The sequence below is a fragment of the Yokenella regensburgei genome, assembly GCF_051486985.1.
Lineage (GTDB): Bacteria > Pseudomonadota > Gammaproteobacteria > Enterobacterales > Enterobacteriaceae > CBFFRJ01.
The window spans coordinates 28,133-51,521 of sequence record NZ_JAHVDV010000018.1 but is presented as its reverse complement, the minus strand read 5'-3'; the positions used below and the strand labels follow the sequence as shown (position 1 = coordinate 51,521).

The window sequence follows — 23,389 nt, the reverse complement described above, 5'->3', positions numbered from 1 at the left end:
TTTAAAAGCCGCGCATGCGCAGCAAACCTTTCTAGTTGTTACGCCTGCTGGCAATCAGCAATAGCGCTAAGTACGACCTCTTGTGACACTCCGCCACGAACTTCACTCTTCCCTATTGCCAGCGGGAGCACTAAACGTAGCTCACCTGCCAACACTTTTTTATCACGCAGCATATGGGGAATGTATGCCTGAGCAGACATCTCCTGCGGCCCACATACCGGTAGCCCGGCACGTTGAAGCAGCGTAATGATGCGTTGCGTGTCTTCAGGGTTAAACTGACCCAAACGTTCAGACGCGCGTGCGGCCATCACCATACCCGCAGCGACGGCTTCGCCATGCAGCCAGTTGCCGTAACCCATTTCGGCTTCTATTGCGTGACCAAAGGTATGTCCCAGATTGAGTAAAGCACGTAAGCCTGTTTCCCGCTCGTCAGCTGCCACAACTTCGGCTTTTAGCTCACAACAACGGCGAATACAGTAAGCCATCGCCTTACCATCCAGGCGCAGCAATGCATCAAGATTGTCTTCCAGCCAGTCGAAAAAGGCGCCATCAAGAATGATGCCGTATTTAATGACCTCAGCCAGACCAGACGACAATTCACGTGCCGGCAGTGTTGAAAGGCAGTCGAGATCCACCACGACCGAAGCCGGCTGGTAAAACGCGCCAATCATATTTTTGCCAAGAGGGTGGTTAACCGCTGTTTTCCCGCCAACGGAAGAATCCACCTGGGAAAGCAACGTAGTAGGAACCTGGATAAAACGAACGCCACGCTGATAGCTTGCTGCCGCAAAGCCGGTAAGATCGCCAATGACGCCTCCCCCCAGCGCAACAAGCGTGGTGTCACGACCATGGGGTTTTTGCAATAGCGCCGTAAAAACAGTGTCAAGCACCGTCAGGCTTTTGTACTGCTCGCCATCCGGTAATATCACACTGTCAACATTGACCCCTGCGCTTTCCAGCACCTGACGGACTTTATCAAGATAGAGCGGTGCCAGTGTCTCGTTGGTAACCAGCATTACCTGGTCACCAGACTTCAGGGGCAGGAAGGAAGCTGGATCGTTGAACAAACCAGCCGCGATGGTAATAGGGTAACTACGTTCCCCAAGAGTGACGGTAATCCTCTCCATGACGCGACATCCACCTTAATTGCTTAAACCCGCAGGCCTGTGAGTTGAGCCAGAATTAGTTGCTTTCCAGCATATGGATAATCTGGTTTGCGACCACTTTCGCGCTCTGGTCATCAGTGCGAATGGTAACGTCAGCAATCTCTTCATAAAGAGGATTACGTTCATCAGCCAGCGCCACCAGCACTTCACGCGGCGGCGTTTCCACCTGCAGAAGTGGACGTTTTTTGTCACGTTGAGTACGAGCCAATTGCTTTTCGATGGTGGTTTCCAGATAAACCACGACACCTCGGGCGGAGAGACGATTACGGGTTTCGCGAGATTTCACAGAGCCGCCGCCGGTAGCCAGTACAATTCCCTGCTTTTCCGTTAGCTCGTTGATGATCTTTTCTTCGCGATCGCGGAAACCTTCTTCACCTTCTACATCGAAGACCCAGCCCACATCAGCTCCGGTTCGTTTCTCAATCTCTTGATCAGAATCGTAAAATTCCATATTCAGTTGTTGAGCTAACTGACGCCCAATAGTGCTTTTGCCGGCACCCATAGGCCCAACCAGAAAGATATTGCGTTTCTCTGCCATTTTTTCGGTATTACTAAGACTATTCGTTGATGATAAACCTGCTTCGTTGACACCTTTTTAAGCAGGACATGAACTGAAACCTCATATACGTAAGTTCGAGAGTCAGACCAAAAATTATCTCAGTACAATGACTGGTTTGGCAACTGATTAAATTACTAACCGCATAGAGACCGTTTTAGGGTAGTAGGTATTCGCTGACTCTCAAATCGGTACTCCTTGTAAGCTAAATCATCTCTCACGTCAAACACCTGTATCGAGTTAAGCAGAAAAAGCGGTACGGAATATGTATCAATTAACGAACCGCCACCAGCCGTGGCGTAATGAAGACCACCAGTTCACGCCGTTCATTGTCTTTACCATCATGACGAAACAGGCGGCCAACCCAGGGAATACTCCCTAAAACGGGCACGCTGTCGGTTCCCGCTTTGTTCTTTTGCGAGAAAATACCGCCAAGCGCCAGCGTCTCACCGCTTTTTATTTCCACCTGGGTTTCAATTTCCTGTTTATCGATGGCAAGGACTTCGCCATCGGCTTGCTGGAGAACCTGACCGGGGACGTTCTGGGTGATGCGAAGTTTCAAACGCACCCGCTCATCGGCCAGAACCGTTGGGGTAACTTCCATTCCCAACACCGCTTCTTTAAATTCCACCGACGTGGCGCCACTTTCACCGCTGGAAACCTGATAAGGAATCTCACTGCCCTGCTTGATACTGGCTGGCTGCATATGTGAAGTGAGCAACCGTGGGCTGGCAATGATCTCCAGCTGTTGTTTTTGCTCCAGCGCAGAGAGCTCAAGATCCAGCAGACGTCCGTTGATACTGCCAATATTAAAGCCTACCCGCGTGCTGGCCGTTTCCACCGACAGGTCGGCTGAAAGGGTCGAGACCTGTCCTCGTTGAGCCGGTTTTGTCGCTTCGCCTAACCCCCACTTCACCCCCAGTTCCCGCAGGCTTTTTTCATTAATAGTGACGATATACGCCGCCAGCTCAACCTGCTCCACGGGTAGGTCCATTTGAGCCACCCATTTTTCGAGTGCATTAAGTGCCGCTTTGTTGTCGCGCAGCAACAGGCGATTTAGCCGTTTATCAACGGTGATAGCCCCCTTAGGGCTAAGCAGCTTCTCCCCGGCTTTCGCCAGCTCATCTGCATCGGCATACCGCAACGTAAAACTACGCTCCTCAAGCGGCTGGTTTTGCTTTTGTTTTTCCCTTGCTACCTCCTGCGCGTCACGCTGCTGTTGCTGCCAGGTCGCGGAGCGCACGTGCAAAATATTTCCCTCCTCGCGCAGCGATAATCCGGTACTTGTCAGCACCGTTTGTAGCGCCTGCTTCCAGGGCACCTCCACCAGATGCAGCGACAGGGTGCCGCTGACATCGGGGGTAATAATCAGATTTTTGTTTTCCTGCTCAGCCAGCGCCTGCAGCACCTGCGCTACTGGCACGTCGTCCATGATAAGCGTTACCAGTCGTGTCGCTTTGTCTGTGGATTTCTCTTTCTCCTTCGCGTGCAGACCTGGCATCAGGATGCAGAGGCACAGCATGACCACCATGCGTTTTATCATTTTGAGTTCCTTCTCGTTTCAGATGCCAGCGATCCGGTGAGCAGCCGTCACCATTTTCAAGTATGGCCTCTTCCTTATTAAGGCGAACCACTCGCCAGTTGGCAAAGAGCCTGTCACCCTCCCGTAACCGGTGCCAGCGGCCCGTGGGATCCCGTACCAGTCCAACAGACTGCCCGTTGATGGTGACAGCACCCTGCAACTGCCAGAGCGACTGTTGGGAAAACAGGCATCTGTCCGGAACAGGCTGAAAAGGATCACGCATACCGAGGATCAGCGGCAACATCAGCAGACAGACAGTGAGCGACGATTTATCGGCCATTATTGCGCTCCAGTTGCAAAGCGAAATGCAGGACATTTTCCTTTAACGCCAGAGAAAACCCTTTGGCCAGCATGTTTTCTTCAGACAGTTGAAGGAAGGTCTGCGGCACTGCGCTCCATCGGGTTTCCAGCAACATCTCTCCGCCCGTCGGCGTGGGTTCCCAGCTAAGCAGTTGCCTTCCTGCGGAATGAAACGACAGCGGGGAAAACGCCTCCCTGACAGCAGTAGTTGGTACCGCATCGCCCGCGGGCGGTTTTAGCTCCATCAGGGTCCGCCAGCGATGCCGGAGTGCGTGCTGCTGCGTTACCCTTTTCCCGTCCAGCGCCTGCTGTTCTGCCTCTGCAGGCCGCAGGATCCCAAACCAGCAACACATCAGGCAAAGGGTGAGGAGCATGACGCCGCAAAACCCACGAAGCCAGGGAGCGAGGCCATACCAGGACTCAACATCACGGGGCATGGTTTACCTCCTGGTCGAGTCGATAGTGAAACAGCCAGCGTCCCTTTGGATCGCGCTTAGCGGAGTGCGTTTGTTGCAAATGAAAGCCATCCACGGTGCTTAGCGTTTGCTCAAAGTCGCGTAGGGCCTCAAATGAGTGAGTCAGACCAGAAAGGGATAGCTGGCCCTGACTAAAGCTCAGGGTCGTCAGCCACAGGCTCTCAGGCAGGGTCCGTGCAAGCGTCACTAAACGATCCTGCCAAAGGCGGGTCATATGCCGCTGCTTAGCAAGAGCCTGCTGCGTAACCCATTTTTCGTGCGCAGCTTTTAATTGGGGTTCTCTGGACGCGATGGCCGCCAGTGCCGCGCTGTCAGAGGCCAGCCAAAGAAGGACAATTTGCCGCTCGGCATTGACGCGGATTTTTATGTTCGTTACCACCAGGACTAACAGCACGCCGGTAATAACGAGAAACATGGCCCAGAATCGCCTGCAGCGTTGCCGTCGCGCTTCTCGCCAGGGCAACAAATTCACCGCTGCCTTGCTCACAGCACACTCCCGAGCGCCAGACCAATCGCCACGGCAAAACAGGCGCCTTGCGAGGGTAACGGAGGATGGCGTTGCGTAACCGCACTCCAGGGATCAAATCCTCCCTTCTCATCCGCACACTGAATGACCTCTTCCTCTGCGATGCCGAGGCGGCTGGCGACCTGGGAAAGGGGAACTGATGCTTCGCAGGCGTGCCTGCCCCACTCCCCACGCGTCGCCCATAGCCATTGCGACGCCTCCCGCCAGAGCAAACAACGGGCCGGTGGACTCAGGAAGGGAATGAGCTGCTGCAACGCACAGGCATCCGGCGTGACAGCCGCGACATTGAGCCGCAGGGCGGTTGTCAGGTTAAGAAGTTCGGCTATCTCTTTGGTCTGGACCGCGGTAACACTGTAAGCCGTCGCCAGGGTGTCTTCGGTGTAATCGAAACGGAGATCGCCTGCCGACATCGCCAGTTCACGCGAGACAGTATGGGAAAGCCAGTGGCTAAGTTCGCTTTCACGAAGCGTCATTGCCGGTCGCGGCACCCGCTTTTGCAATGTTCTCGCGGCAGGAAAAGCCAGACGTATCCGGTGTCTTTGCGGAAGGGACTTACGCCAAGGAGCCAGAACCTTGATCAACTGCTGAGGCAGCGATAGCTGCCCGGCGTCCATCGTCCCGGCAGGCAGCGGTATCTGCCACCACCGGCGTAGCGTCCAGCCTGCACGTCCCGGTGTCAGTGCAACGCTTACAATGCTATCTTGCTGAATATGCAGGCCTATCTGCCATTGCCCGAATGCCATAATTAACGATCTCCTTATCGTTGCGAGAGATAACTGCTCTATCAATGCATCAGGCTTGCATTTATACTACCGCGCGGTTGTTTATAAACTGCCCAAATGAAACTAAATGGGAATCCTCCGGTGAAGTTCGTAAAGTATTTATTCATCCTTGCAGTCTTTTGCATTCTGCTGGGAGCAGGTTCGATTTATGGCTTATACAAGTACATCGAGCCACAGCTACCCGATGTCGCCACGCTCAAAGACGTGCGTCTCCAAATTCCGATGCAGGTCTACAGCGCTGATGGCGAACTGATTGCACAATATGGGGAAAAGCGACGAATTCCGCTGACGTTGGGCCAAATCCCACCAGAAATGGTAAAGGCGTTTATTGCCACTGAAGACAGCCGTTTTTATGAGCATCATGGTGTCGACCCGGTTGGGATATTTCGTGCGGCAAGCGTGGCACTCTTTTCCGGTCATGCGTCTCAGGGTGCCAGTACCATTACTCAGCAGCTGGCGCGTAACTTCTTCCTCAGTCCTGAACGCACCCTGCTGCGTAAAATTAAGGAAGTTTTTCTCGCGATCCGTATCGAACAGCTCCTGACGAAAGATGAGATTCTCGAACTCTATCTGAACAAAATTTATCTCGGCTACCGGGCTTATGGTGTCGGGGCGGCTGCACAGGTCTATTTCGGTAAACCTGCAGATAAGCTAACCCTGAGTGAAATGGCGGTTATTGCTGGCTTGCCTAAAGCACCGTCCACCTTTAACCCCCTCTATTCGCTGGACCGGGCAACCGCGCGACGTAACGTTGTGTTGTCCCGTATGCTTAGTGAAGGCTATATCACCAGGACGCAATACGATCAGGCCCGTGCGGATACCATTGATGCTGACTATCACGCCCCGGAAATCGCCTTCTCTGCCCCTTATCTCTCCGAGATGGTGCGTCAGGAAATGATGACCCGCTACGGCGAAAAAGCCTATGAAGATGGTTATCGGGTGTACACCACCATCACCCGTAAAGTGCAGCAATCCGCGCAAGCTGCCGTGCGTAATAACGTGATGGATTACGATATGCGACACGGTTACCGCGGTCCTTCAAATGTGCTGTGGAAGCCGGGCGAAACCGCATGGGACAGCAGGAAAATTACCGAGTCGCTAAAAGGCCTCCCCTCTTATGGCCCGTTAGAGCCTGCGGTTGTCACCGCAGCAAATCCGCAGGAAGCGATGGCGATGTTAGCGGATGGCACTTCGGTTTCCTTACATATGGAAGGCATGCGCTGGGCACGGCCTTACCGTTCTGACACACAGCAAGGCCCGACACCTCGTAAAGTCACTGACGTTGTGCAGACAGGCCAGCAAATCTGGGTGCGCCCGGTAAATGAAAACTGGTGGCTGGCGCAGGTGCCCGATGTCAATTCTGCATTAGTGTCGATTAATCCACATGACGGTGCGGTGCTGGCGCTGGTTGGCGGTTTCGACTTTAATCAGAGCAAATTTAACCGTGCGACTCAGGCGTTGCGTCAGGTGGGTTCCAACATAAAACCCTTCCTTTATACCGCGGCGATGGATAAAGGCCTGACGCTGGCAAGTATTCTGAATGACGTTCCGATTTCCCGCTGGGATGCCGGTGCGGGTTCTGACTGGCAGCCCAAAAACTCCCCGGCCGAGTATGCCGGGCCGATTCGTCTGCGTCAGGGACTGGGGCAGTCAAAAAACGTAGTGATGGTACGAGCAATGCGCGCAATGGGTGTCGATTACGCAGCAGAGTATTTGCAGCGTTTCGGCTTCCCGGCACAGAACATTGTGCATACCGAATCGCTGGCGCTGGGTTCCGCTTCATTCACCCCGATGCAGGTCGCACGCGGCTATGCGGTGATGGCAAACGGGGGGTTCCTGGTTGATCCCTATTTCATTACCAAAATCGAGAACGATCAGGGTGGGGTGCTATTTGAAGCCAGGCCCAAAATCGCCTGCGCGAACTGCGATATTCCTGTGATTTATGGCGATACGCCAAAATCCAACGTGCTTGAAAATAAAGATATGGAAAACGTGGCGACCTCTCAGGAGCAGCCAAATTCCGGCGTCCCAATGCCTCAACTGGAGCAAGCGAATCAGGATCTGGTCGCCAGAAGCGGTGGGCAGGAGTACGCGCCGCACGTTATCAATACGCCACTGGCGTTCTTAATCAAAAGTGCGCTTAACAGTAATATCTTTGGCGAGCCCGGCTGGCAGGGTACGGGCTGGCGCGCGGGCCGGGATCTGAAACGTAGCGATATTGGCGGTAAAACCGGCACCACTAACAGCTCGAAGGATGCCTGGTTCTCAGGGTATGGTCCGGGCGTAGTTACCTCGGTATGGATTGGTTTTGACGATCATCGCCGTGATCTGGGGCGCACGACGGCCTCAGGTGCGATTAAAGATCAGATTTCCGGTTATGAAGGCGGGGCCAAGAGTGCGCAACCAGCGTGGGATGCCTACATGCAGGCAGTGTTAGACGGGGTGCCAGAAGACCCTCTCACGCCGCCGCCAGGTATTGTGACAGTGAACATTGACAGAGGCACCGGTCAGTTGGCCAGTGGTGGCAGTAGTCGCCAGGAATACTTTATCGAAGGTACACAACCGACCCAGCAGGCGGTGCATGAGGTGGGCACGACCATCATCGATAACGGTGAGACCCACGAACTCTTCTGACAAAAAAGGCGCGATAAGCGCCTTTTTTTATAGCCTGCCCTGGCCTCTCAGCCACTCCCGGAGGAGGAACAGCGCGCTGACGTTACGGGCTTCGTGAAAATCAGGCTCTTCCAGCAGATCCATTAAATGGGCCAGCGGCCAGCGAACCTGCGGTAGCGGCTCCGGCTCATCCCCCGGCAACGATTCGGGATAGAGGTCTTCTGCCAAGAGGATGTTCATTTTGCTGGAGAAGTATGAGGGTGCCATGCTGAGTTTTTTCAGGAAGGTCAGTTCATTAGCGCCAAACCCCACCTCTTCTTTGAGCTCGCGGTTTGCTGCCTCATACATGTTTTCGCCGGGGTCTATCAGCCCTTTGGAAAATCCCAGCTCATAAGATTCAGTTCCCACCGCATATTCACGAATAAGGATTATATGATCGTCGATAATGGGCACGATCATGACCGCCTCGCGGTTGGAGGGGCGCATACGTTCATAAACGCGACGTACACCATTACTGAATTCCAGATCCACACTTTCAACGTTAAATAGTCGTGAAGAGGCCACGGTTTCAACACTGAGAATGGTGGGCTTTTGCAGTGATTCGCTCATTATTATCGGTCTTTCCAGAGAATACTGACATTATTGTGCGACACACTACCGCACTTGAGCAATGTCATTTGCCAGGCATTTACATTTTCGCAACCTTACTCTATGCATTGACCAAATAAACCTAAAAGTCAAGAGGTTGAAATAATTCCAGGAATTTGCTGATATTCGCTATGTGAGCACTTTGCTACCCTTTCAAAGGCTGTGAAGCACTAACACATTAAGAATATGATTTCACCTATTAACATGTTGATTAAACTGATAATATTGATGGGAAAAGGTGCGACTGACTACACCTGCTGCTAAAAGTAAGATGGGGAAAGCATGAGCACCATTTTGATTTTTTTCGCTGCTATGCTGGCCTTAGCACTTGCCATTGGGTGGGTGTACCGGATGAGATCGCAGCGGCGATTTCGTTTACCACACCTTCAGGCTTTTGCAGGTGCGACAACGCGTAAATTAACCCCGGAAGAGCGCAACGCCGTTGAAAGCTATCTGGAAGCCCTTTCCCGTACCCGTCAGGCGCCAGGCCCGACAGGCGCGACCACCGCGCCAGTCTCTCTGGCGTTAAATCCTCAAAGTAATACGGTTATCCACCTCACTCAGGCCATCACCCGCTACGGCATTACTACGGATGCGCCAAACAAATGGCGTTACTATCTCGACTCCGTAGAAGTGCATTTGCCCCCCTTCTGGGAACAGTACATTACCGATGAGAACAGTGTTGAGCTGATTCGCACGGATACTCTGCCGCTGGTGATTTCGCTCAATGGTCATACGCTGAGTGAATCGCGGTATGACGAGCAGGGGCTGATGCCTGAGCGTGTGCAGAAAACGCATTCTGCTATTCGCGGTGAAGAGACAGAGCAAATTGAGTTGCTCAATATTCGCCATGAAACCCCGCAAGAATATGCGCTCGGTCGCCCGGATGGTATGCGCGAAGCCTTGCTTATCGCAACATCGTTTGTCCTGTTCTTTTTATGCCTTGTCACGCCAGAAGTGTTTGTTATCTGGCTTGCCGGAGGGGGCATTCTCCTTCTCGCCGCAGGCATGTGGGGCATGTTTGCCCCACCGGCTAAAAATGCCCTGCGGGAAATACATTGTTTGCGTGGCACTCCTAAACGCTGGGGTCTGTTTGGTGAAAACGATCAGGAGCAAATCAATAATATCTCTTTGGGAATCATTGATTTAATCTATCCACGCCACTGGCAGCCCTTCATCGCCCAGGATCTGGGTCAGCAAAGCGATATTGATATCTACCTGGACCGTCATGTCGTGCGTCAGGGACGTTTTCTCTCCCTTCACGATGAAGTTACCCATTTCCCGATACAACACTGGGTCCGCAGCGCGGTCATTGCGCTGGGCGCACTGGTCGTGCTGGTGATGCTACTGGTTTGGGTACCGCTGGATATGCCCATTAAGTTCACCCTCTCCTGGATCAAGGGGGCACAAACGCTTGAAGCCACAAAAGTGAGTGAGCTTGAGTCTGCCGGCCTGCGTGTGGGCGATTCGCTGCGCATTCACAGCACTGGCATGTGTAGTATTCCGGCCACCGGTAGCTGGACATCACGTCAAAGCTCACCTTTTGCGCCGTTCGACTGTTCACAGATTATCTGGAACGATGCGCCGCCATTGCCCCTGCCAGAGTCTGAAACCGTCAACAAAGCCACCGCGCTGGTGCAGGCCGTCAACCGCCAGTTGCACCCCAAGCCTGAGGACGACTCCCGGGTAAGTCCGGCTTTGCGTACGGCAATTCAGAAATCTGGCATGGTGTTGTTAGATGACTTCTCAGAAATTGTGCTGAAAACCCAGCAGCTTTGTGCCGCAGATGACGACTGCCTGCGTCTTAAAAATGCACTCGTTAATCTGGGGAATAGTAAAGACTGGGATACGCTGACCTCACGCGCCAGCGCGGGTAGACTGACGGGCGTTAATGTCCTGTTGCGGCCCGTTAGCGCCGAATCACTCGATAATCTGATAACCACCTCCACCGCCCCCTTTATTCAGCGGGAAACCGCGCGGGCGGCCCAGTCGCTCAATAGTCCGGCACCAGGTGGTTTTATCATTGTTAGTGAAGAAGGTAGCGAACTGGTCGATCAACCCTATCCCCCGGTCGCGCTCTATGACTACCCTGCTACCGAACAATGGAAAGAATTTCAGCGCTTAGCTGAAATGCTCATGCGCACACCGTTCAGTGCCGAGGGTATTATCACCAATATCTCCACGGACGCGAATGGTACACGCCATATCAGCCTTCATCGCATTCCGGATGCATCTGGTCTGTGGCGTTATGTCAGCACCACCCTCTTACTGCTGGCAATGGTGGTTTGTACACTCTATAACGGCATCCTGGCCATCCGCCGCTACCAACGCAACCGCTCACGCCTTGCGGATATTCAGCAATATTATGAAAATTGTCTGAATCCCACGCTGATCTCCGCTCCTGATAGCCTGACCTGATAAAACGGATGCGCGTCGGGTGTGGTAATCTGGCGCGCATTTTCCTTCTGGCTGGAGTTGCCTATGCATTTTGATATTGACTGGCGGGATGTGGACACCGTCCTGCTGGACATGGACGGTACGCTGCTCGACCTCGCTTTTGACAATTACTTCTGGCAGACGCTGGTTCCAGAGACGTTCGGCGCAAAGGAAGGGATCACCGCAACCGAAGCACAGGCCATTATTCGCAAGGAATATCACGCGGTGCAGCATACGCTAAACTGGTACTGTCTGGATTTCTGGAGTGAACGTCTGGGGCTCGATATCTGTGCGATGACAACGCAACAAGGGCCACGCGCCGTGCTACGTGAAGATACCGTGCCCTTTCTGGATGCGCTGCAAAAATGCGGTAAGAGACGCATCCTGTTAACCAATGCGCATCCGCACAACCTGGCCGTGAAACTTGAGCATACCGGCCTTGCGGCACACCTTGATTTATTGCTTTCCACCCACACATTTGGTTATCCCAAAGAGGATCAGCGTTTGTGGCAGGGCGTAGTAGACGAAACAGGCCTGGATCCTGAACGCACGCTGTTTATTGATGACAGCGAACCGATTCTGGATGCCGCCGCAAAATTTGGTATTCGTTACTGCCTTGGGGTGACCAACCCTGACTCCGGGCTTGCAGATAAAACCTATCTGCGCCATCCCGGCATGAACGATTATCGCCACCTGATTCCCTCGCTCAGCGAGAAGGAGAGGTAATGAAACCACAGCCCGCGCAGGACGTCCGACTGGATAAATGGCTCTGGGCCGCGCGCTTTTACAAAACGCGTGCCCTGGCTCGTGACATGATCGAAGGCGGCAAAGTGCATTACAACGGCCAGCGTAGCAAGCCGAGTAAAACCGTCGAACTGAATGCCACCCTGACCCTTCGCCAGGGAAACGATGAACGCACGGTGATCATTAAGGGCATTACTGAACAGCGACGTCCCGCAGAGGAGGCTGTTTTGCTCTATGAAGAAACGGCTGAAAGCATTGAGAAGCGGGAAAAAATGGCGCAGGCACGTAAACTGAATGCGCTGACCATGCCTCATCCTGACCGTCGACCGGATAAGAAAGAACGCCGCGACCTGATGAAATTTAAACACGGTGACAGCCAGTAGTGCGCACCTGCAAGAGAGAAAATTATGGCTCAACATGACCAACTACACCGCTATCTGTTTGAAAACTACGCCGTGCGCGGCGAACTGGTAACCGTCTCGGAAACCTGGAAACAGATGCTGGAAAATCACAATTACCCCTTGCCGGTGAAAACGCTTCTGGGTGAGCTGCTGGTTGCGACCAGCCTGCTCACGGCGACGCTGAAGTTTGCGGGTGATATCACGGTGCAATTGCAGGGTGATGGCCCGATGAGCCTGGCGGTGATTAATGGCAACAACCGCCAGCAAATGCGTGGCGTAGCCCGCGTACAGGGCGAGATTCCTGAAGGCGCTGATCTGAAAACGCTGGTAGGTAATGGTTATCTGGTTATCACCATTACGCCTGAAGAAGGTGAACGCTATCAGGGCGTTGTCGGTCTGGAAGGCGATACCCTGGCCGCCTGTCTGGAAGACTATTTCCTGCGCTCTGAGCAGTTGCCGACGCGCCTGTTTATTCGCACCGGTGAGGTCGCAGGCACGCCTGCTGCGGGCGGTATGCTGTTGCAGGTGCTCCCTGCTCAGGAAACCCAGGCGGAAGATTTCGAGCATTTGGCCATTTTGACGGAAACCATTAAAGCAGACGAACTCCTTACGCTGGCGGCAGAAGAAGTGCTGCATCGCCTTTACCACGATGAAGAAGTTCGCCTGTACGATCCGCAGGACGTGGAGTTTAAATGCACCTGTTCCCGCGAGCGCTGCGCAGATGCCTTAAAAACGCTGCCGGATGAAGAAGTCGACAGCATCCTTGCTGAAGAGGGTGAGATTGATATGAACTGCGATTACTGTGGTAACCATTACCTCTTTAATTCTATGGACATCGCAGAAATCCGCAACAACGCCTCCCCTGCCGATCCGCAAGTGCATTAATCCTTCATCTTTAGTCGTCTTCAGGTGCCACCCTCGCGGTGGCATTTTTGTCTGACGCGTCACGTTTCCGCTAAAATAGTTTATGAAAGGCTTACGTAATTTTCTTTCATGAAAGCGATTACAGTCACAATCTCACCGTTTAAAATATCGCTTTATGTCGCTTTAATAACATTTTCCCGATCATAATGGCTATCATTGCCAGAATCTGTCTCGTTTCATGACGGATATCACAGTGTTTTACATCGCTAAGGGTTCGTCGAGATGCGTAAATCTATGAGCCGTGTCGCGGTCAGGGACGGGATAACAACCCTACAATTTCAGGCAGTACATATTGGCTAAGGAGAAGTGACATGCGCGTTAAAGATTTAACCCCGCAGGAGCTCAAGGCTTATGGTATCAACGATGTTCAGGATATCGTTTACAACCCCGACTACGATACGTTGTTTCAGGAAGAGCTCAGGGATGACCTCGAAGGCTACGAGCGAGGCGTGTTAACCGATTCAGGTGCGGTCGCCGTCGACACCGGTATTTTCACTGGTCGCTCGCCGAAAGATAAGTATATTGTCCGCGATGACACCACGCGCGACAGCGTCTGGTGGTCCGACAAAGGCAAAGGTAAGAACGACAATAAGCCGCTCTCACCCGAAACCTGGCAACATCTTAAAGGCCTTGTGACCCGCCAGCTCTCCGGTAAACGTCTGTTCATCATTGACGCCTTTTGCGGGGCAAACCCCGATACCCGTCTCTCCGTACGGTTTGTCACTGAAGTGGCCTGGCAGGCACACTTCGTGAAAAATATGTTTATCCGTCCTACCCCTGAAGAACTCGCTGATTTCGAACCCGATTTCATCGTCATGAACGGCGCAAAATGCACCAACCCCTTATGGAAAGAGCAGGGGCTGAACTCGGAAAACTTTGTGGCATTTAACCTCACCGAGCGCATCCAGCTTATTGGCGGCACCTGGTACGGTGGCGAGATGAAAAAAGGGATGTTCTCAATCATGAACTACCTTTTGCCGCTCAAGGGTATTGCCTCAATGCACTGCTCTGCGAACGTGGGCGAGAAGGGCGATGTGGCCGTTTTCTTTGGTCTTTCTGGCACGGGCAAAACCACGCTCTCTACAGATCCGAAGCGCCGGCTGATTGGCGATGACGAACACGGCTGGGACGATGACGGCGTGTTTAACTTCGAAGGTGGCTGCTACGCCAAGACCATCAGGCTGTCTGAAGAAGCAGAACCGGATATCTTCCACGCCATTCGTCGCGATGCGCTGCTGGAAAACGTGACCGTGCGTGCCGACGGTAGCATTGATTACGATGATGCCTCTAAAACCGAAAACACCCGGGTCTCTTACCCTATCTATCACATCGACAACATCGTTAAACCCGTGTCAAAAGCAGGACACGCCACTAAGGTCATCTTCCTCACCGCGGATGCCTTCGGCGTGTTGCCGCCGGTGTCTCGTTTAACCGCAGACCAGACGCAATATCACTTTCTGTCTGGCTTTACGGCGAAATTAGCGGGCACCGAACGCGGCGTCACTGAGCCTACTCCGACCTTCTCCGCCTGTTTCGGCGCAGCGTTCCTGTCGTTGCACCCGACGCAATACGCCGAAGTGCTGGTAAAACGAATGCAAGCTGTCGGCGCGCAGGCTTATCTGGTTAACACCGGCTGGAACGGTACGGGTAAACGTATCTCCATTAAGGATACGCGGGCGATCATTGACGCGATTCTTGATGGCGCGCTGGACGAGGCTGAAACCTTTACGCTGCCGATGTTTAATCTGGCTATCCCGACGGAATTACCCGGCGTAGATACCCGGATCCTCGATCCAAGAAACACCTACGCGTCACCAGAACAGTGGCAGGAGAAAGCCACGCAGCTGGCGAAACTTTTCATCAGTAACTTTGAGAAGTACACCGACACCGCCGCAGGAGCCGCACTGGTGAGCGCCGGTCCCAGACTGTAATTTTGCAACACGCGTTAAACAAAACCCGCCGGATGGCGGGTTTTTTTCAGGCATTGTCTTTAGGTTGTACGCTGATTCGCGTGACCGGGATCGGCAACCAGGCACGAATAGAGAGCCCGCCTCGCTCACTGACACCCAGCTCAAGCAGACCGTTGTGATTATCAATAATACGCTGCACGATAGCTAACCCAAGGCCGGTACCGCTGGTGCTGCGGGCACTGTCACCACGAACGAAAGGCTGGAAAAGGTGTTTCCGTTGCTCAGGTTTGATCCCCGGCCCATCATCCTCAACCTGGAACCAGGCGCGATTGAGTTCAGTACCACTGCTGACTTTGATCCACCCATTACCATAGCGGGCAGCATTAACCACCATGTTGGCTAAGGCACGTTTAATGGAGAGCGGATGCATGCGCACCTGGATATCCCCCTCATTCAGCGCTGTCTCAATTTCCCGCTCATAGCCGCTTTCTGCTGCAACCACCTCGCCCAGCACCGCGTTAAGTTCAGCAAGCTCCATCGGCATCTCCTGCCCGGTGCGCAGGTAATCAATAAACTGCTCGATAATGGCGTTGCACTCTTCGATATCTTTATTGATCGATTCCGCGAGATAGCCGTCTTCTTCGGCCATCATTTCAGTCGCAAGGCGAATACGTGTTAATGGCGTGCGCAGATCGTGACTCACCCCCGCCATCAGCAGCGTGCGATCGTCAGCCAGTTGCTTCACCCCTGCGGCCATCTGATTAAAAGCACGGGTGACGGAGCGCACTTCTGACGCACCATACTCACGCAGCGGCGGTGGAATATGGCCTTTGCCCACCTTAAGCGCCGCATGTTCAAGGTCAACCAGAGGCCGGTTTTGTATTCGAATAAACAGCCATGCCCCGCCAATCGCCAGCAGCATGATGGCCAGGGTGTAGCGGAACAGCGGCGAAAAATCGCCCTGATGGATTTCGGTAAGCGGAACACGAACCCAGATATTGGGTGAGAGCCAGGTTTTCAGCCAGACCACTGGCGAACTTTTGTTAACCTCAACGCGAACTTCCGTCGGGCCCCCCAACTGCTGCGCCATCTGCTGGCTTAAGAATTCATAATGCTGCGCCCAGCGCAAACCCGCGTCTTCGGCGGCTTCGTTCGAATAAAGCGAGATGCCGAGCTCACGATAAATTTCACGCCGGAACGCCGGAGGAACGACAAGTTGCGTCCCGTCCTCCAGTTGCAGCTTATCGGTCATCAGCATACGGACTTCGTAAGCAAGCACCTTATTAAACTGCTGGAGGCTGGGCAAAATCGCGAAGTTCAGCACCACGAGGTAGGTTGTCACCAGGCTGACAAACAGCAAGGTGACAATCAATAACAGCGTGCGGGCAAACGAACTTCGCGGCGAGAAGCGCATTCGCCTCATGCTTTAGAACCGTCCGGCACGAAGACGTAGCCCAGACCCCATACGGTCTGGATATAGCGTGGATGGGCCGGATCTTCTTCCACCATGCGGCGCAGGCGGGAGATTTGTACGTCGATTGAGCGTTCCATTGCGGAGTACTCACGACCACGGGCCAGGTTCATCAGCTTGTCGCGGGAAAGCGGTTCACGGGGGTGGCTGACCAGGGCCTTCAGCACCGCAAACTCACCGCTCGTCAGCGGCATCGGCTCATCTTCGCGGAACATTTCGCGGGTGCCGAGGTTGAGCTTAAATTTACCGAAGGCAATCACCGCTTCTTCCTGAGAAGGGGCGCCCGGCAGTTCGTTGGCCTGGCGGCGCAGTACGGCACGGATACGGGCCAGCAGTTCACGCGGGTTGAACGGTTTTGGAATGTAGTCATCCGCCCCGATTTCAAGCCCCACAATCCGGTCTACCTCTTCCCCTTTTGCCGTCACCATAATGATGGGCATTGGGTTGCTTTGACTGCGCAGACGGCGGCAGATAGAGAGACCATCTTCGCCCGGTAACATCAGGTCAAGAACCATGAGATGAAAAGACTCACGCGTCAGCAAGCGATCCATTTGTTCAGCATTGGCGACGCTACGAACCTGGAAGCCTTGTTCGGTGAGATAACGTTCAAGCAAGGCACGCAGGCGCATGTCGTCATCCACGACCAGGATTTTATAATTCTCTTGCATTGTTTTTACTCCCAAAGGTTCCGACAATTATGATGACGTATTCTAAAAAAGTGCACGTTAACAACCAGCGAAATCTGGTATAAATTCTAGTCGAAATTGTTACAAAGCATATTTAACAGTAGCTTATATGCATATAGCATCACATAAATGATGATTAATCCGCACCTTAGGGCGTTAATTTGTAAAGACAACGATGAATAAAGAATAAGGCAGGAAAATGAAAACGCCGCTGATTACCCGTGAAGGCTACGACAAATTGAAACAGGAGCTGGATTTCCTCTGGCGACAGGAGCGCCCGGAAGTCACAAAAAAAGTCACCTGGGCGGCAAGCCTTGGCGACCGCAGCGAGAATGCCGACTATCAGTACAACAAAAAGCGCCTGCGCGAGATCGACCGCCGGGTGCGCTATCTGACGAAGTGCCTCGAAAACCTGAAAATCGTCGATTACTCCCCGCAGCAGGAAGGCAAAGTCTTTTTTGGTGCCTGGGTTGAGATTGAAAACGATGACGGCAACACCCTGCGTTTTCGTATCGTCGGTTACGACGAAATCTTTGGTCGCAAGGATTACATCTCCATTGACGCTCCGATGGCCCGCGCGTTGCTGAAAAAAGAGGTTGGCGATGTAGCCGTGGTCAACACGCCTGCCGGGGAAGCGACCTGGTATGTGAACGAGATAACCTACGTAAAATGAGCAGGAACAATCTGAAGCCCCTGCCGATGGCTGGCATTTTTGCTGGTCAATCCGTATAACTGTCCCTTAATTTTTTACTCGGATGAAGCAAAATCCATGATGAATGATTCTTTCTGCCGCATTATCGCCGGTGAAATTCAGGCGCGTGCTGAACAGGTTGACGCTGCCGTTCGTCTGCTCGATGAAGGGAACACCGTACCGTTTATTGCACGTTATCGTAAGGAAGTGACCGGCGGTCTGGATGACACGCAACTGCGTAATCTGGAGACACGTCTGGGGTATTTGCGTGAACTGCAGGATCGCCGCCAGGCCATTCTTAAATCTATCGGCGAACAGGGTAAGCTGACGGAGGCGCTGGAGAAAGCGATTAACGGTACGCTGAGCAAAACCGAGCTTGAAGACCTGTACCTGCCTTTTAAACCGAAGCGCCGCACGCGCGGGCAAATCGCGATTGAAGCTGGCCTCGAACCGCTGGCCGATCTGCTCTGGAACGACCCGTCGCACGATCCTGAAACCGAAGCCGCGAAATTTATCGATGTCGATAAGGGCGTGGCTGACAGCAAAGCCGCGCTTGATGGCGCGCGCTATATCCTGATGGAGCGCTTTGCTGAGGACGCCACGCTGCTGGCCAAAGTGCGTGATTATCTGTGGAAAAATGCCCACCTCGTCTCCACCGTAGTCAGCGGGAAAGAAGAGGAAGGGGCGAAGTTCCGCGACTATTTCGACCATCACGAACCTGTCGCCACCGTCCCGTCTCACCGCGCGCTGGCCATGTTCCGTGGACGTAACGAAGGCATTTTGCAGCTCTCACTGAACGCCGACCCTCAATTTGACGAGCCGCCCAAAGAGAGCCAGGGCGAACACATCATCAGCGAACATCTTGGCCTGCGTCTGAATAATGCCCCGGCAGACGGCTGGCGCAAAGGCGTGGTGAGCTGGACCTGGCGCATCAAAGTGCTAATGCATCTTGAAACCGAATTAATGGGTACGGTACGCGAACGCGCGGAAGAGGAAGCAATTAACGTCTTCGCCCGCAATCTGCACGATCTGCTGATGGCGGCCCCTGCCGGGCTGCGTGCCACTATGGGTCTCGATCCGGGCCTGCGCACCGGGGTGAAAGTTGCGGTGGTTGACGCCACCGGCAAACTGGTTGCTACCGACACCATTTATCCCCATACCGGCCAGGCCGCGAAAGCCGCCGCCGTGGTCGCGGCCCTGTGTGAGAAACACAACGTTGAACTCGTTGCCATCGGCAACGGCACGGCGTCACGTGAAACCGAGCGTTTCTACCTTGATGTGCAAAAACAGTTCCCGCAGGTTAAAGGGCAGAAAGTGATCGTCAGCGAAGCCGGGGCCTCCGTCTACTCTGCCTCTGAGCTGGCGGCACTGGAGTTCCCGGACCTTGATGTCTCTTTGCGTGGTGCCGTCTCTATCGCCCGTCGTCTACAGGATCCGCTGGCAGAACTGGTGAAAATCGATCCGAAATCCATCGGTGTCGGCCAGTACCAGCATGATGTCAGCCAGACACAGCTTGCCCGTAAGCTTGATGCCGTGGTCGAAGACTGCGTTAACGCCGTGGGCGTGGACCTGAATACAGCTTCCGTCCCGTTGTTAACGCGCGTTGCCGGTCTGACCCGGATGATGGCGCAGAATATTGTCTCCTGGCGTGACGAAAACGGTCAGTTCCGGAACCGACAGCAGCTGCTTAAAGTCAGCCGGCTGGGGCCAAAAGCGTTTGAACAGTGCGCCGGCTTCCTGCGGATCAACCACGGCGATAACCCCCTGGACGCCTCCACGGTACACCCGGAGACCTACCCGGTGGTGGAGCGCATCCTGGCGGTAACCGCACAATCCTTGCGCGAGTTGATGGGCAACAGCAGCGAACTACGCAAACTCAGTCCAGCGGATTTCACCGATGAGCATGTCGGACTTCCTACGGTGACGGACATTATTAAAGAGCTGGAAAAACCAGGCCGTGACCCACGCCCTGAGTTTAAAACCGCCACCTTTGCTGACGGCGTGGAAACCATGAACGACCTGCTGCCGGGCATGGTTCTTGAAGGCGCTGTAACCAACGTTACTAACTTTGGTGCCTTTGTTGATATTGGCGTACATCAGGATGGCCTCGTGCATATCTCTTCACTGGCCGATAAGTTTGTCGACGATCCACATACCGTCGTTAAAGCGGGCGATATCGTCAAAGTGAAGGTGCTGGAAGTGGATTTGCAGCGCAAACGTATTGCCCTGACCATGCGTCTGGATGAACAACCTGGTGAAACCAGCGCACGGCGCAGCAATGGCGGTGGGCGTGATCAGGCTCGACCGGCGGCAAAAGCAGCCAAACCTCGCGGGCGAGACGCACAGCCCGCCGGAAACAGCGCGATGATGGATGCGCTGGCAGCTGCAATGGGTAAAAAACGCTAATCAATCACCCCTCCTTTTCAGGAGGGGTCTCCCCGACCGTTCATTATTCAAAAAAATGAACTGATAAACTCTCACCCAAATCTCGCCTTTCATTAAACAGTGGCCTGCTGCCGGTGTAACTCTTCAAAATAACTCATCAGTGATTAGAATTATTTTATTTCCTGAATAATTGTAGGGAAATCTATTAACAAGACAATAACGTTAATGCTTAATTAAACATTAAGATGACGAAATAAATATACGTATTAATTCATAATTTTTAAGTCCTTATAGCCAGTGCGAAAATTAAAAAAATTTTGCGCCACGTCAACGATGCGACGAATTATGATTTCACTCCGTCTTTTATCGCGGTTTAATAAGTGATGATAAAAACTATTCTCATTATCATTGGTCGCTCTGGTCAGTATGAATGCCGTCGCCAGCAACGCGTCTGGTTTCCAATGTTTTCATCCGCCAGACAACAACAAAACGTGCGATAAAGATAAGTAGGTCCTATGCAATTCTCACCAGACAGTTCGTGGAAAATAACGGGCTTCTCACGCGAAATCAGTCCGGCCTGGCGCCAGAAACTGCTTTCCCTGGGAATGTTACCCGGCTCCTCTTTCAATGTGGTTCGTGTGGCACCGCTTGGTGATCCCGTTCATATCGAAACCCGGCGCGTGAATCTGGTGTTGCGGAAAAAAGACCTCGCCTTTCTGCAACTGGAAGTCATTTCGGGTTAATTCTGACGGGTAAGAAAATAATGAAAAAGCTGACCATTGGATTAATCGGTAATCCTAACTCCGGCAAAACCACCCTTTTTAATCAACTCACGGGCGCACGCCAGCGCGTAGGCAACTGGGCGGGGGTAACTGTCGAACGTAAAGAGGGGCAATTTTCCACTACGGACCATCAGGTCACCCTGGTTGACCTGCCAGGCACCTATTCGCTTACCACCATCTCCTCGCAGACCTCTCTGGATGAACAGATCGCCTGCCATTACATCCTGAGCGGTGATGCAGACCTGCTGATTAACGTGGTTGATGCGTCTAATCTCGAACGTAACCTTTATCTGACGCTGCAGCTGCTTGAACTCGGCATCCCGTGTGTGGTTGCACTGAACATGCTGGATATTGCGGAAAAACAGAAAGTCCGTATAGATATTGATGCGCTGTCTACCCGCCTGGGTTGCCCGGTCGTACCGCTGGTCTCAACGCGTGGTCGCGGTATTGATGCCCTTAAGCTCGCGGTCGATCGCCACCAGCAAAATACGCCTCTTGAACTGATTCATTATGCGCAACCCTTAAAGCGTGAGGCTAACGCCCTCGCCGCATTTATGTCTTCAGCAATGCCGCTGCATCAGCGCTACTGGCTGGGCCTGCAAATGCTCGAAGGTGATATTTACAGCCGGGCCTACGCAGGCGATGCTGCGCTCAAACTGGAAACGGCACTCACCCGCCTGAGCGGTGAGATTGACGATCCGGCGCTGCATATTGCTGACGCACGCTATCAGACTATTTCGGCAATATGTGAAGCCGTCAGTAACACATTGACCGCCGAGCCCAGTCAGTTTACCGCTGGCGTGGATCGCATCATCCTTAACCGGTTTCTGGGCCTGCCCATTTTCTTATTTGTGATGTATCTGATGTTCCTGCTGGCTATTAATATCGGCGGTGCACTCGCCCCGGTTTTTGATGCCGGTTCCGTAGCTATCTTTATTCATGGCGTTCAGTGGCTGGGTTACACGCTGCACTTCCCGGCGTGGCTGACGATTTTCCTCGCCCAGGGGCTGGGGGGCGGGGTCAATACCGTGCTGCCTCTGGTTCCCCAGATTGGCATGATGTACCTGTTTCTTTCCTTCCTGGAAGATTCAGGTTACATGGCGCGGGCTGCCTTTGTGATGGACAGACTGATGCAGGCGCTGGGTCTGCCGGGCAAATCCTTCGTCCCTTTGATTGTCGGCTTTGGCTGTAACGTGCCATCGGTTATGGGGGCACGCACGCTGGATGCTCCCCGTGAACGCCTGATGACTATCATGATGGCACCCTTTATGTCCTGCGGGGCACGCCTGGCAATTTTCGCGGTCTTTTCCGCTGCTTTCTTTGGTCAGCAAGGCGCGCTTGCGGTCTTCTCGTTGTATGTGCTCGGCATAGTGATGGCTATCCTGACCGGACTGATGCTCAAACACACTATTATGCGTGGTGAAGCCTCACCCTTTATTATGGAGTTACCGGTTTACCATGTTCCACATCTGAAGAGCCTCCTCTTGCAGACCTGGCAACGACTGAAGGGGTTTGTGTTGCGCGCCGGTAAAGTCATTGTGGTGGTCAGCATTTTCCTCAGCGCCTTAAACAGCTTCTCCCTGAGTGGCAAGGCGGTGGATAACATTAACGACTCTGCCCTTGCCTCCGTCAGCCGGGTCTTTACTCCGCTATTAAAGCCCATTGGCGTCCAGCCTGACCACTGGCAGGCTACTGTCGGCCTGTTTACCGGCGCAATGGCAAAAGAGGTGGTGGTAGGAACGCTGAATACGCTTTACACCGCTGAAAATATCCAGCAGGCCGACTTCAACCCTGCGGAGTTTAGTCTGACAGACGAACTGAGGGCTTCCATTGACGAAACCTGGACCAGCCTGAAAGAGACCTTCAGCCTGAGCGTACTGGCAAACCCTATTGAAGCCAGCAAAGGTGATGGCGAAATGGAAACAGGGACGATGGGCGTGATGAGTGAGAAATTCGGTAGCCCCAGCGCGGCTTACAGCTATCTTATCTTCGTGCTGCTCTACATTCCCTGTATTTCAGTGATGGGAGCCATCTCCCGTGAATCGAGCCGTGGCTGGATGGGTTTCTCCATTCTGTGGGGACTCAATATCGCCTATTCTCTGGCAACACTATTTTACCAGACCACTAATTTTAGCGCGCACCCGACCTGGAGCCTGGCCTGCATTCTGGCGGTCATTTTGTTTAACATTATCGTGATCGGCAGCCTGCGCCGCGCCAGAAGCCGTGTCGATGTCAACCTGCTCGCTACCCGTAAAACTGCCGCCAGCTGCTGCGAAAGCCCGGCGGGAGACTGCCACTGAGGTCGCAAAA

20 protein-coding genes are annotated in these 23,389 nt (G+C 53.4%); 10 read left to right on the top strand and 10 right to left on the bottom strand.

What is annotated here, in order from left to right; all coding sequences use genetic code 11:
- Positions 1-38 precede the first annotated feature (38 nt).
- The 7 genes from aroB to KXR87_RS13710 all read right to left on the bottom strand — a co-directional run bounded on the left by aroB (position 39) and on the right by KXR87_RS13710 (position 5,349).
- Positions 39-1,127: a 3-dehydroquinate synthase gene (gene aroB / locus KXR87_RS13740; protein ID WP_437432802.1), complete on the bottom strand. Its 1,089-nt coding sequence runs from the start codon at positions 1,125-1,127 to the stop codon at positions 39-41.
- A 55-nt stretch (positions 1,128-1,182) separates the two neighbouring features.
- On the bottom strand, positions 1,183-1,704 hold the full coding sequence (gene aroK / locus KXR87_RS13735; protein WP_185668982.1) for a shikimate kinase AroK: 522 nt from the start codon (positions 1,702-1,704) through the stop codon (positions 1,183-1,185).
- A gap of 292 nt (positions 1,705-1,996) precedes the next feature.
- Complete coding sequence (hofQ, locus tag KXR87_RS13730) at positions 1,997-3,223, bottom strand: DNA uptake porin HofQ (protein WP_437432848.1); 1,227 nt, start codon at positions 3,221-3,223, stop codon at positions 1,997-1,999.
- Entirely contained in the window at positions 3,111-3,584 is a 474-nt protein-coding gene (locus KXR87_RS13725; protein WP_437432801.1) for a HofP DNA utilization family protein, read from the bottom strand. The genes hofQ and KXR87_RS13725 overlap by 113 nt, the downstream gene beginning before the upstream one ends.
- A complete protein-coding gene (locus KXR87_RS13720) occupies positions 3,574-4,041 on the bottom strand; it encodes a hypothetical protein (RefSeq protein WP_437432800.1) in 468 nt (155 codons plus the stop codon). The genes KXR87_RS13725 and KXR87_RS13720 overlap by 11 nt, the downstream gene beginning before the upstream one ends.
- Positions 4,031-4,567, bottom strand: a complete 537-nt coding sequence (locus KXR87_RS13715; protein WP_437432799.1) for a PilN domain-containing protein — start codon at positions 4,565-4,567, stop codon at positions 4,031-4,033. Before KXR87_RS13715 ends, KXR87_RS13720 begins: the two co-directional genes overlap by 11 nt.
- The gene (locus KXR87_RS13710) at positions 4,564-5,349 is read right to left on the bottom strand and encodes a DNA utilization protein HofM (protein ID WP_437432798.1); all 786 of its coding nucleotides are present in this window, start codon (positions 5,347-5,349) and stop codon (positions 4,564-4,566) included. Before KXR87_RS13710 ends, KXR87_RS13715 begins: the two co-directional genes overlap by 4 nt.
- A gap of 120 nt (positions 5,350-5,469) precedes the next feature.
- Here KXR87_RS13710 and mrcA point away from each other — a divergent pair, with 120 nt between their 5' ends.
- Positions 5,470-8,022: a peptidoglycan glycosyltransferase/peptidoglycan DD-transpeptidase MrcA gene (gene mrcA / locus KXR87_RS13705; protein ID WP_437432797.1), complete on the top strand. Its 2,553-nt coding sequence runs from the start codon at positions 5,470-5,472 to the stop codon at positions 8,020-8,022.
- A gap of 27 nt (positions 8,023-8,049) precedes the next feature.
- Here the strand turns inward: mrcA and nudE are convergent, their stop codons facing one another.
- Positions 8,050-8,610 carry an ADP compounds hydrolase NudE gene (nudE, locus tag KXR87_RS13700; protein WP_437432796.1) on the bottom strand — a complete coding sequence of 187 codons (561 nt, stop codon included), beginning with the start codon at positions 8,608-8,610 and terminating at the stop codon, positions 8,050-8,052.
- A gap of 321 nt (positions 8,611-8,931) precedes the next feature.
- Between nudE and KXR87_RS13695 the strand changes: the two genes are divergently transcribed.
- The 5 genes from KXR87_RS13695 to pckA all read left to right on the top strand — a co-directional run bounded on the left by KXR87_RS13695 (position 8,932) and on the right by pckA (position 15,085).
- The gene (locus KXR87_RS13695; RefSeq protein ID WP_437432795.1) at positions 8,932-11,067 is read left to right on the top strand and encodes an intracellular growth attenuator family protein; all 2,136 of its coding nucleotides are present in this window, start codon (positions 8,932-8,934) and stop codon (positions 11,065-11,067) included.
- A 63-nt stretch (positions 11,068-11,130) separates the two neighbouring features.
- Positions 11,131-11,811 carry a GMP/IMP nucleotidase gene (yrfG, locus tag KXR87_RS13690; RefSeq protein ID WP_437432794.1) on the top strand — a complete coding sequence of 227 codons (681 nt, stop codon included), beginning with the start codon at positions 11,131-11,133 and terminating at the stop codon, positions 11,809-11,811.
- Positions 11,811-12,212 (top strand): ribosome-associated heat shock protein Hsp15, encoded by a 402-nt coding sequence (gene hslR / locus KXR87_RS13685; RefSeq protein ID WP_437432793.1) that lies wholly within the window; start codon positions 11,811-11,813, stop codon positions 12,210-12,212. The genes yrfG and hslR overlap by 1 nt, the downstream gene beginning before the upstream one ends.
- Positions 12,213-12,236: 24 nt before the next feature.
- The gene (hslO, locus tag KXR87_RS13680) at positions 12,237-13,115 is read left to right on the top strand and encodes an Hsp33 family molecular chaperone HslO (protein ID WP_437432792.1); all 879 of its coding nucleotides are present in this window, start codon (positions 12,237-12,239) and stop codon (positions 13,113-13,115) included.
- 350 nt (positions 13,116-13,465) lie between these two features.
- On the top strand, positions 13,466-15,085 hold the full coding sequence (gene pckA, locus KXR87_RS13675) for a phosphoenolpyruvate carboxykinase (ATP) (protein ID WP_437432791.1): 1,620 nt from the start codon (positions 13,466-13,468) through the stop codon (positions 15,083-15,085).
- Positions 15,086-15,131: 46 nt separating this feature from the next.
- Here the strand turns inward: pckA and envZ are convergent, their stop codons facing one another.
- Positions 15,132-16,487 carry a two-component system sensor histidine kinase EnvZ gene (gene envZ / locus KXR87_RS13670; protein ID WP_437432790.1) on the bottom strand — a complete coding sequence of 452 codons (1,356 nt, stop codon included), beginning with the start codon at positions 16,485-16,487 and terminating at the stop codon, positions 15,132-15,134.
- On the bottom strand, positions 16,484-17,203 hold the full coding sequence (gene ompR, locus KXR87_RS13665) for an osmolarity response regulator transcription factor OmpR (RefSeq protein WP_001157751.1): 720 nt from the start codon (positions 17,201-17,203) through the stop codon (positions 16,484-16,486). Before ompR ends, envZ begins: the two co-directional genes overlap by 4 nt.
- A gap of 217 nt (positions 17,204-17,420) precedes the next feature.
- Here ompR and greB point away from each other — a divergent pair, with 217 nt between their 5' ends.
- From greB to feoB, 4 genes are all read left to right on the top strand, one after another.
- Positions 17,421-17,894 (top strand): transcription elongation factor GreB, encoded by a 474-nt coding sequence (gene greB / locus KXR87_RS13660; RefSeq protein ID WP_437432789.1) that lies wholly within the window; start codon positions 17,421-17,423, stop codon positions 17,892-17,894.
- 96 nt (positions 17,895-17,990) lie between these two features.
- The gene (locus tag KXR87_RS13655; RefSeq protein WP_437432788.1) at positions 17,991-20,318 is read left to right on the top strand and encodes a Tex family protein; all 2,328 of its coding nucleotides are present in this window, start codon (positions 17,991-17,993) and stop codon (positions 20,316-20,318) included.
- A gap of 494 nt (positions 20,319-20,812) precedes the next feature.
- A complete protein-coding gene (gene feoA / locus KXR87_RS13650) occupies positions 20,813-21,040 on the top strand; it encodes a ferrous iron transporter A (protein WP_437432787.1) in 228 nt (75 codons plus the stop codon).
- Between the two features lie 20 nt (positions 21,041-21,060).
- Complete coding sequence (feoB, locus tag KXR87_RS13645) at positions 21,061-23,379, top strand: Fe(2+) transporter permease subunit FeoB (protein WP_437432786.1); 2,319 nt, start codon at positions 21,061-21,063, stop codon at positions 23,377-23,379.
- Positions 23,380-23,389: the final 10 nt, after the last annotated feature.

Excerpts from the sequence above, each read along its gene's own strand:
- aroK (WP_185668982.1), bottom strand. The coding sequence starts at position 1,704 with ATGGCAGAGAAACGCAATATCTTTCTGGTTGGGCCTATGGGTGCCGGC.
- KXR87_RS13655 (WP_437432788.1), top strand. The coding sequence starts at position 17,991 with ATGATGAATGATTCTTTCTGCCGCATTATCGCCGGTGAAATTCAGGCG.
- yrfG (WP_437432794.1), top strand. The coding sequence starts at position 11,131 with ATGCATTTTGATATTGACTGGCGGGATGTGGACACCGTCCTGCTGGAC.
- nudE (WP_437432796.1), bottom strand. The coding sequence starts at position 8,610 with ATGAGCGAATCACTGCAAAAGCCCACCATTCTCAGTGTTGAAACCGTG.
- KXR87_RS13725 (WP_437432801.1), bottom strand. The coding sequence starts at position 3,584 with ATGGCCGATAAATCGTCGCTCACTGTCTGTCTGCTGATGTTGCCGCTG.
- pckA (WP_437432791.1), top strand. The coding sequence starts at position 13,466 with ATGCGCGTTAAAGATTTAACCCCGCAGGAGCTCAAGGCTTATGGTATC.
- KXR87_RS13710 (WP_437432798.1), bottom strand. The coding sequence starts at position 5,349 with ATGGCATTCGGGCAATGGCAGATAGGCCTGCATATTCAGCAAGATAGC.
- KXR87_RS13695 (WP_437432795.1), top strand. The coding sequence starts at position 8,932 with ATGAGCACCATTTTGATTTTTTTCGCTGCTATGCTGGCCTTAGCACTT.
- hofQ (WP_437432848.1), bottom strand. The coding sequence starts at position 3,223 with ATGCCAGGTCTGCACGCGAAGGAGAAAGAGAAATCCACAGACAAAGCG.
- envZ (WP_437432790.1), bottom strand. The coding sequence starts at position 16,487 with ATGAGGCGAATGCGCTTCTCGCCGCGAAGTTCGTTTGCCCGCACGCTG.
- feoA (WP_437432787.1), top strand. The coding sequence starts at position 20,813 with ATGCAATTCTCACCAGACAGTTCGTGGAAAATAACGGGCTTCTCACGC.
- ompR (WP_001157751.1), bottom strand. The coding sequence starts at position 17,203 with ATGCAAGAGAATTATAAAATCCTGGTCGTGGATGACGACATGCGCCTG.
- hslR (WP_437432793.1), top strand. The coding sequence starts at position 11,811 with ATGAAACCACAGCCCGCGCAGGACGTCCGACTGGATAAATGGCTCTGG.
- aroB (WP_437432802.1), bottom strand. The coding sequence starts at position 1,127 with ATGGAGAGGATTACCGTCACTCTTGGGGAACGTAGTTACCCTATTACC.
- greB (WP_437432789.1), top strand. The coding sequence starts at position 17,421 with ATGAAAACGCCGCTGATTACCCGTGAAGGCTACGACAAATTGAAACAG.
- hslO (WP_437432792.1), top strand. The coding sequence starts at position 12,237 with ATGGCTCAACATGACCAACTACACCGCTATCTGTTTGAAAACTACGCC.
- KXR87_RS13720 (WP_437432800.1), bottom strand. The coding sequence starts at position 4,041 with ATGCCCCGTGATGTTGAGTCCTGGTATGGCCTCGCTCCCTGGCTTCGT.
- feoB (WP_437432786.1), top strand. The coding sequence starts at position 21,061 with ATGAAAAAGCTGACCATTGGATTAATCGGTAATCCTAACTCCGGCAAA.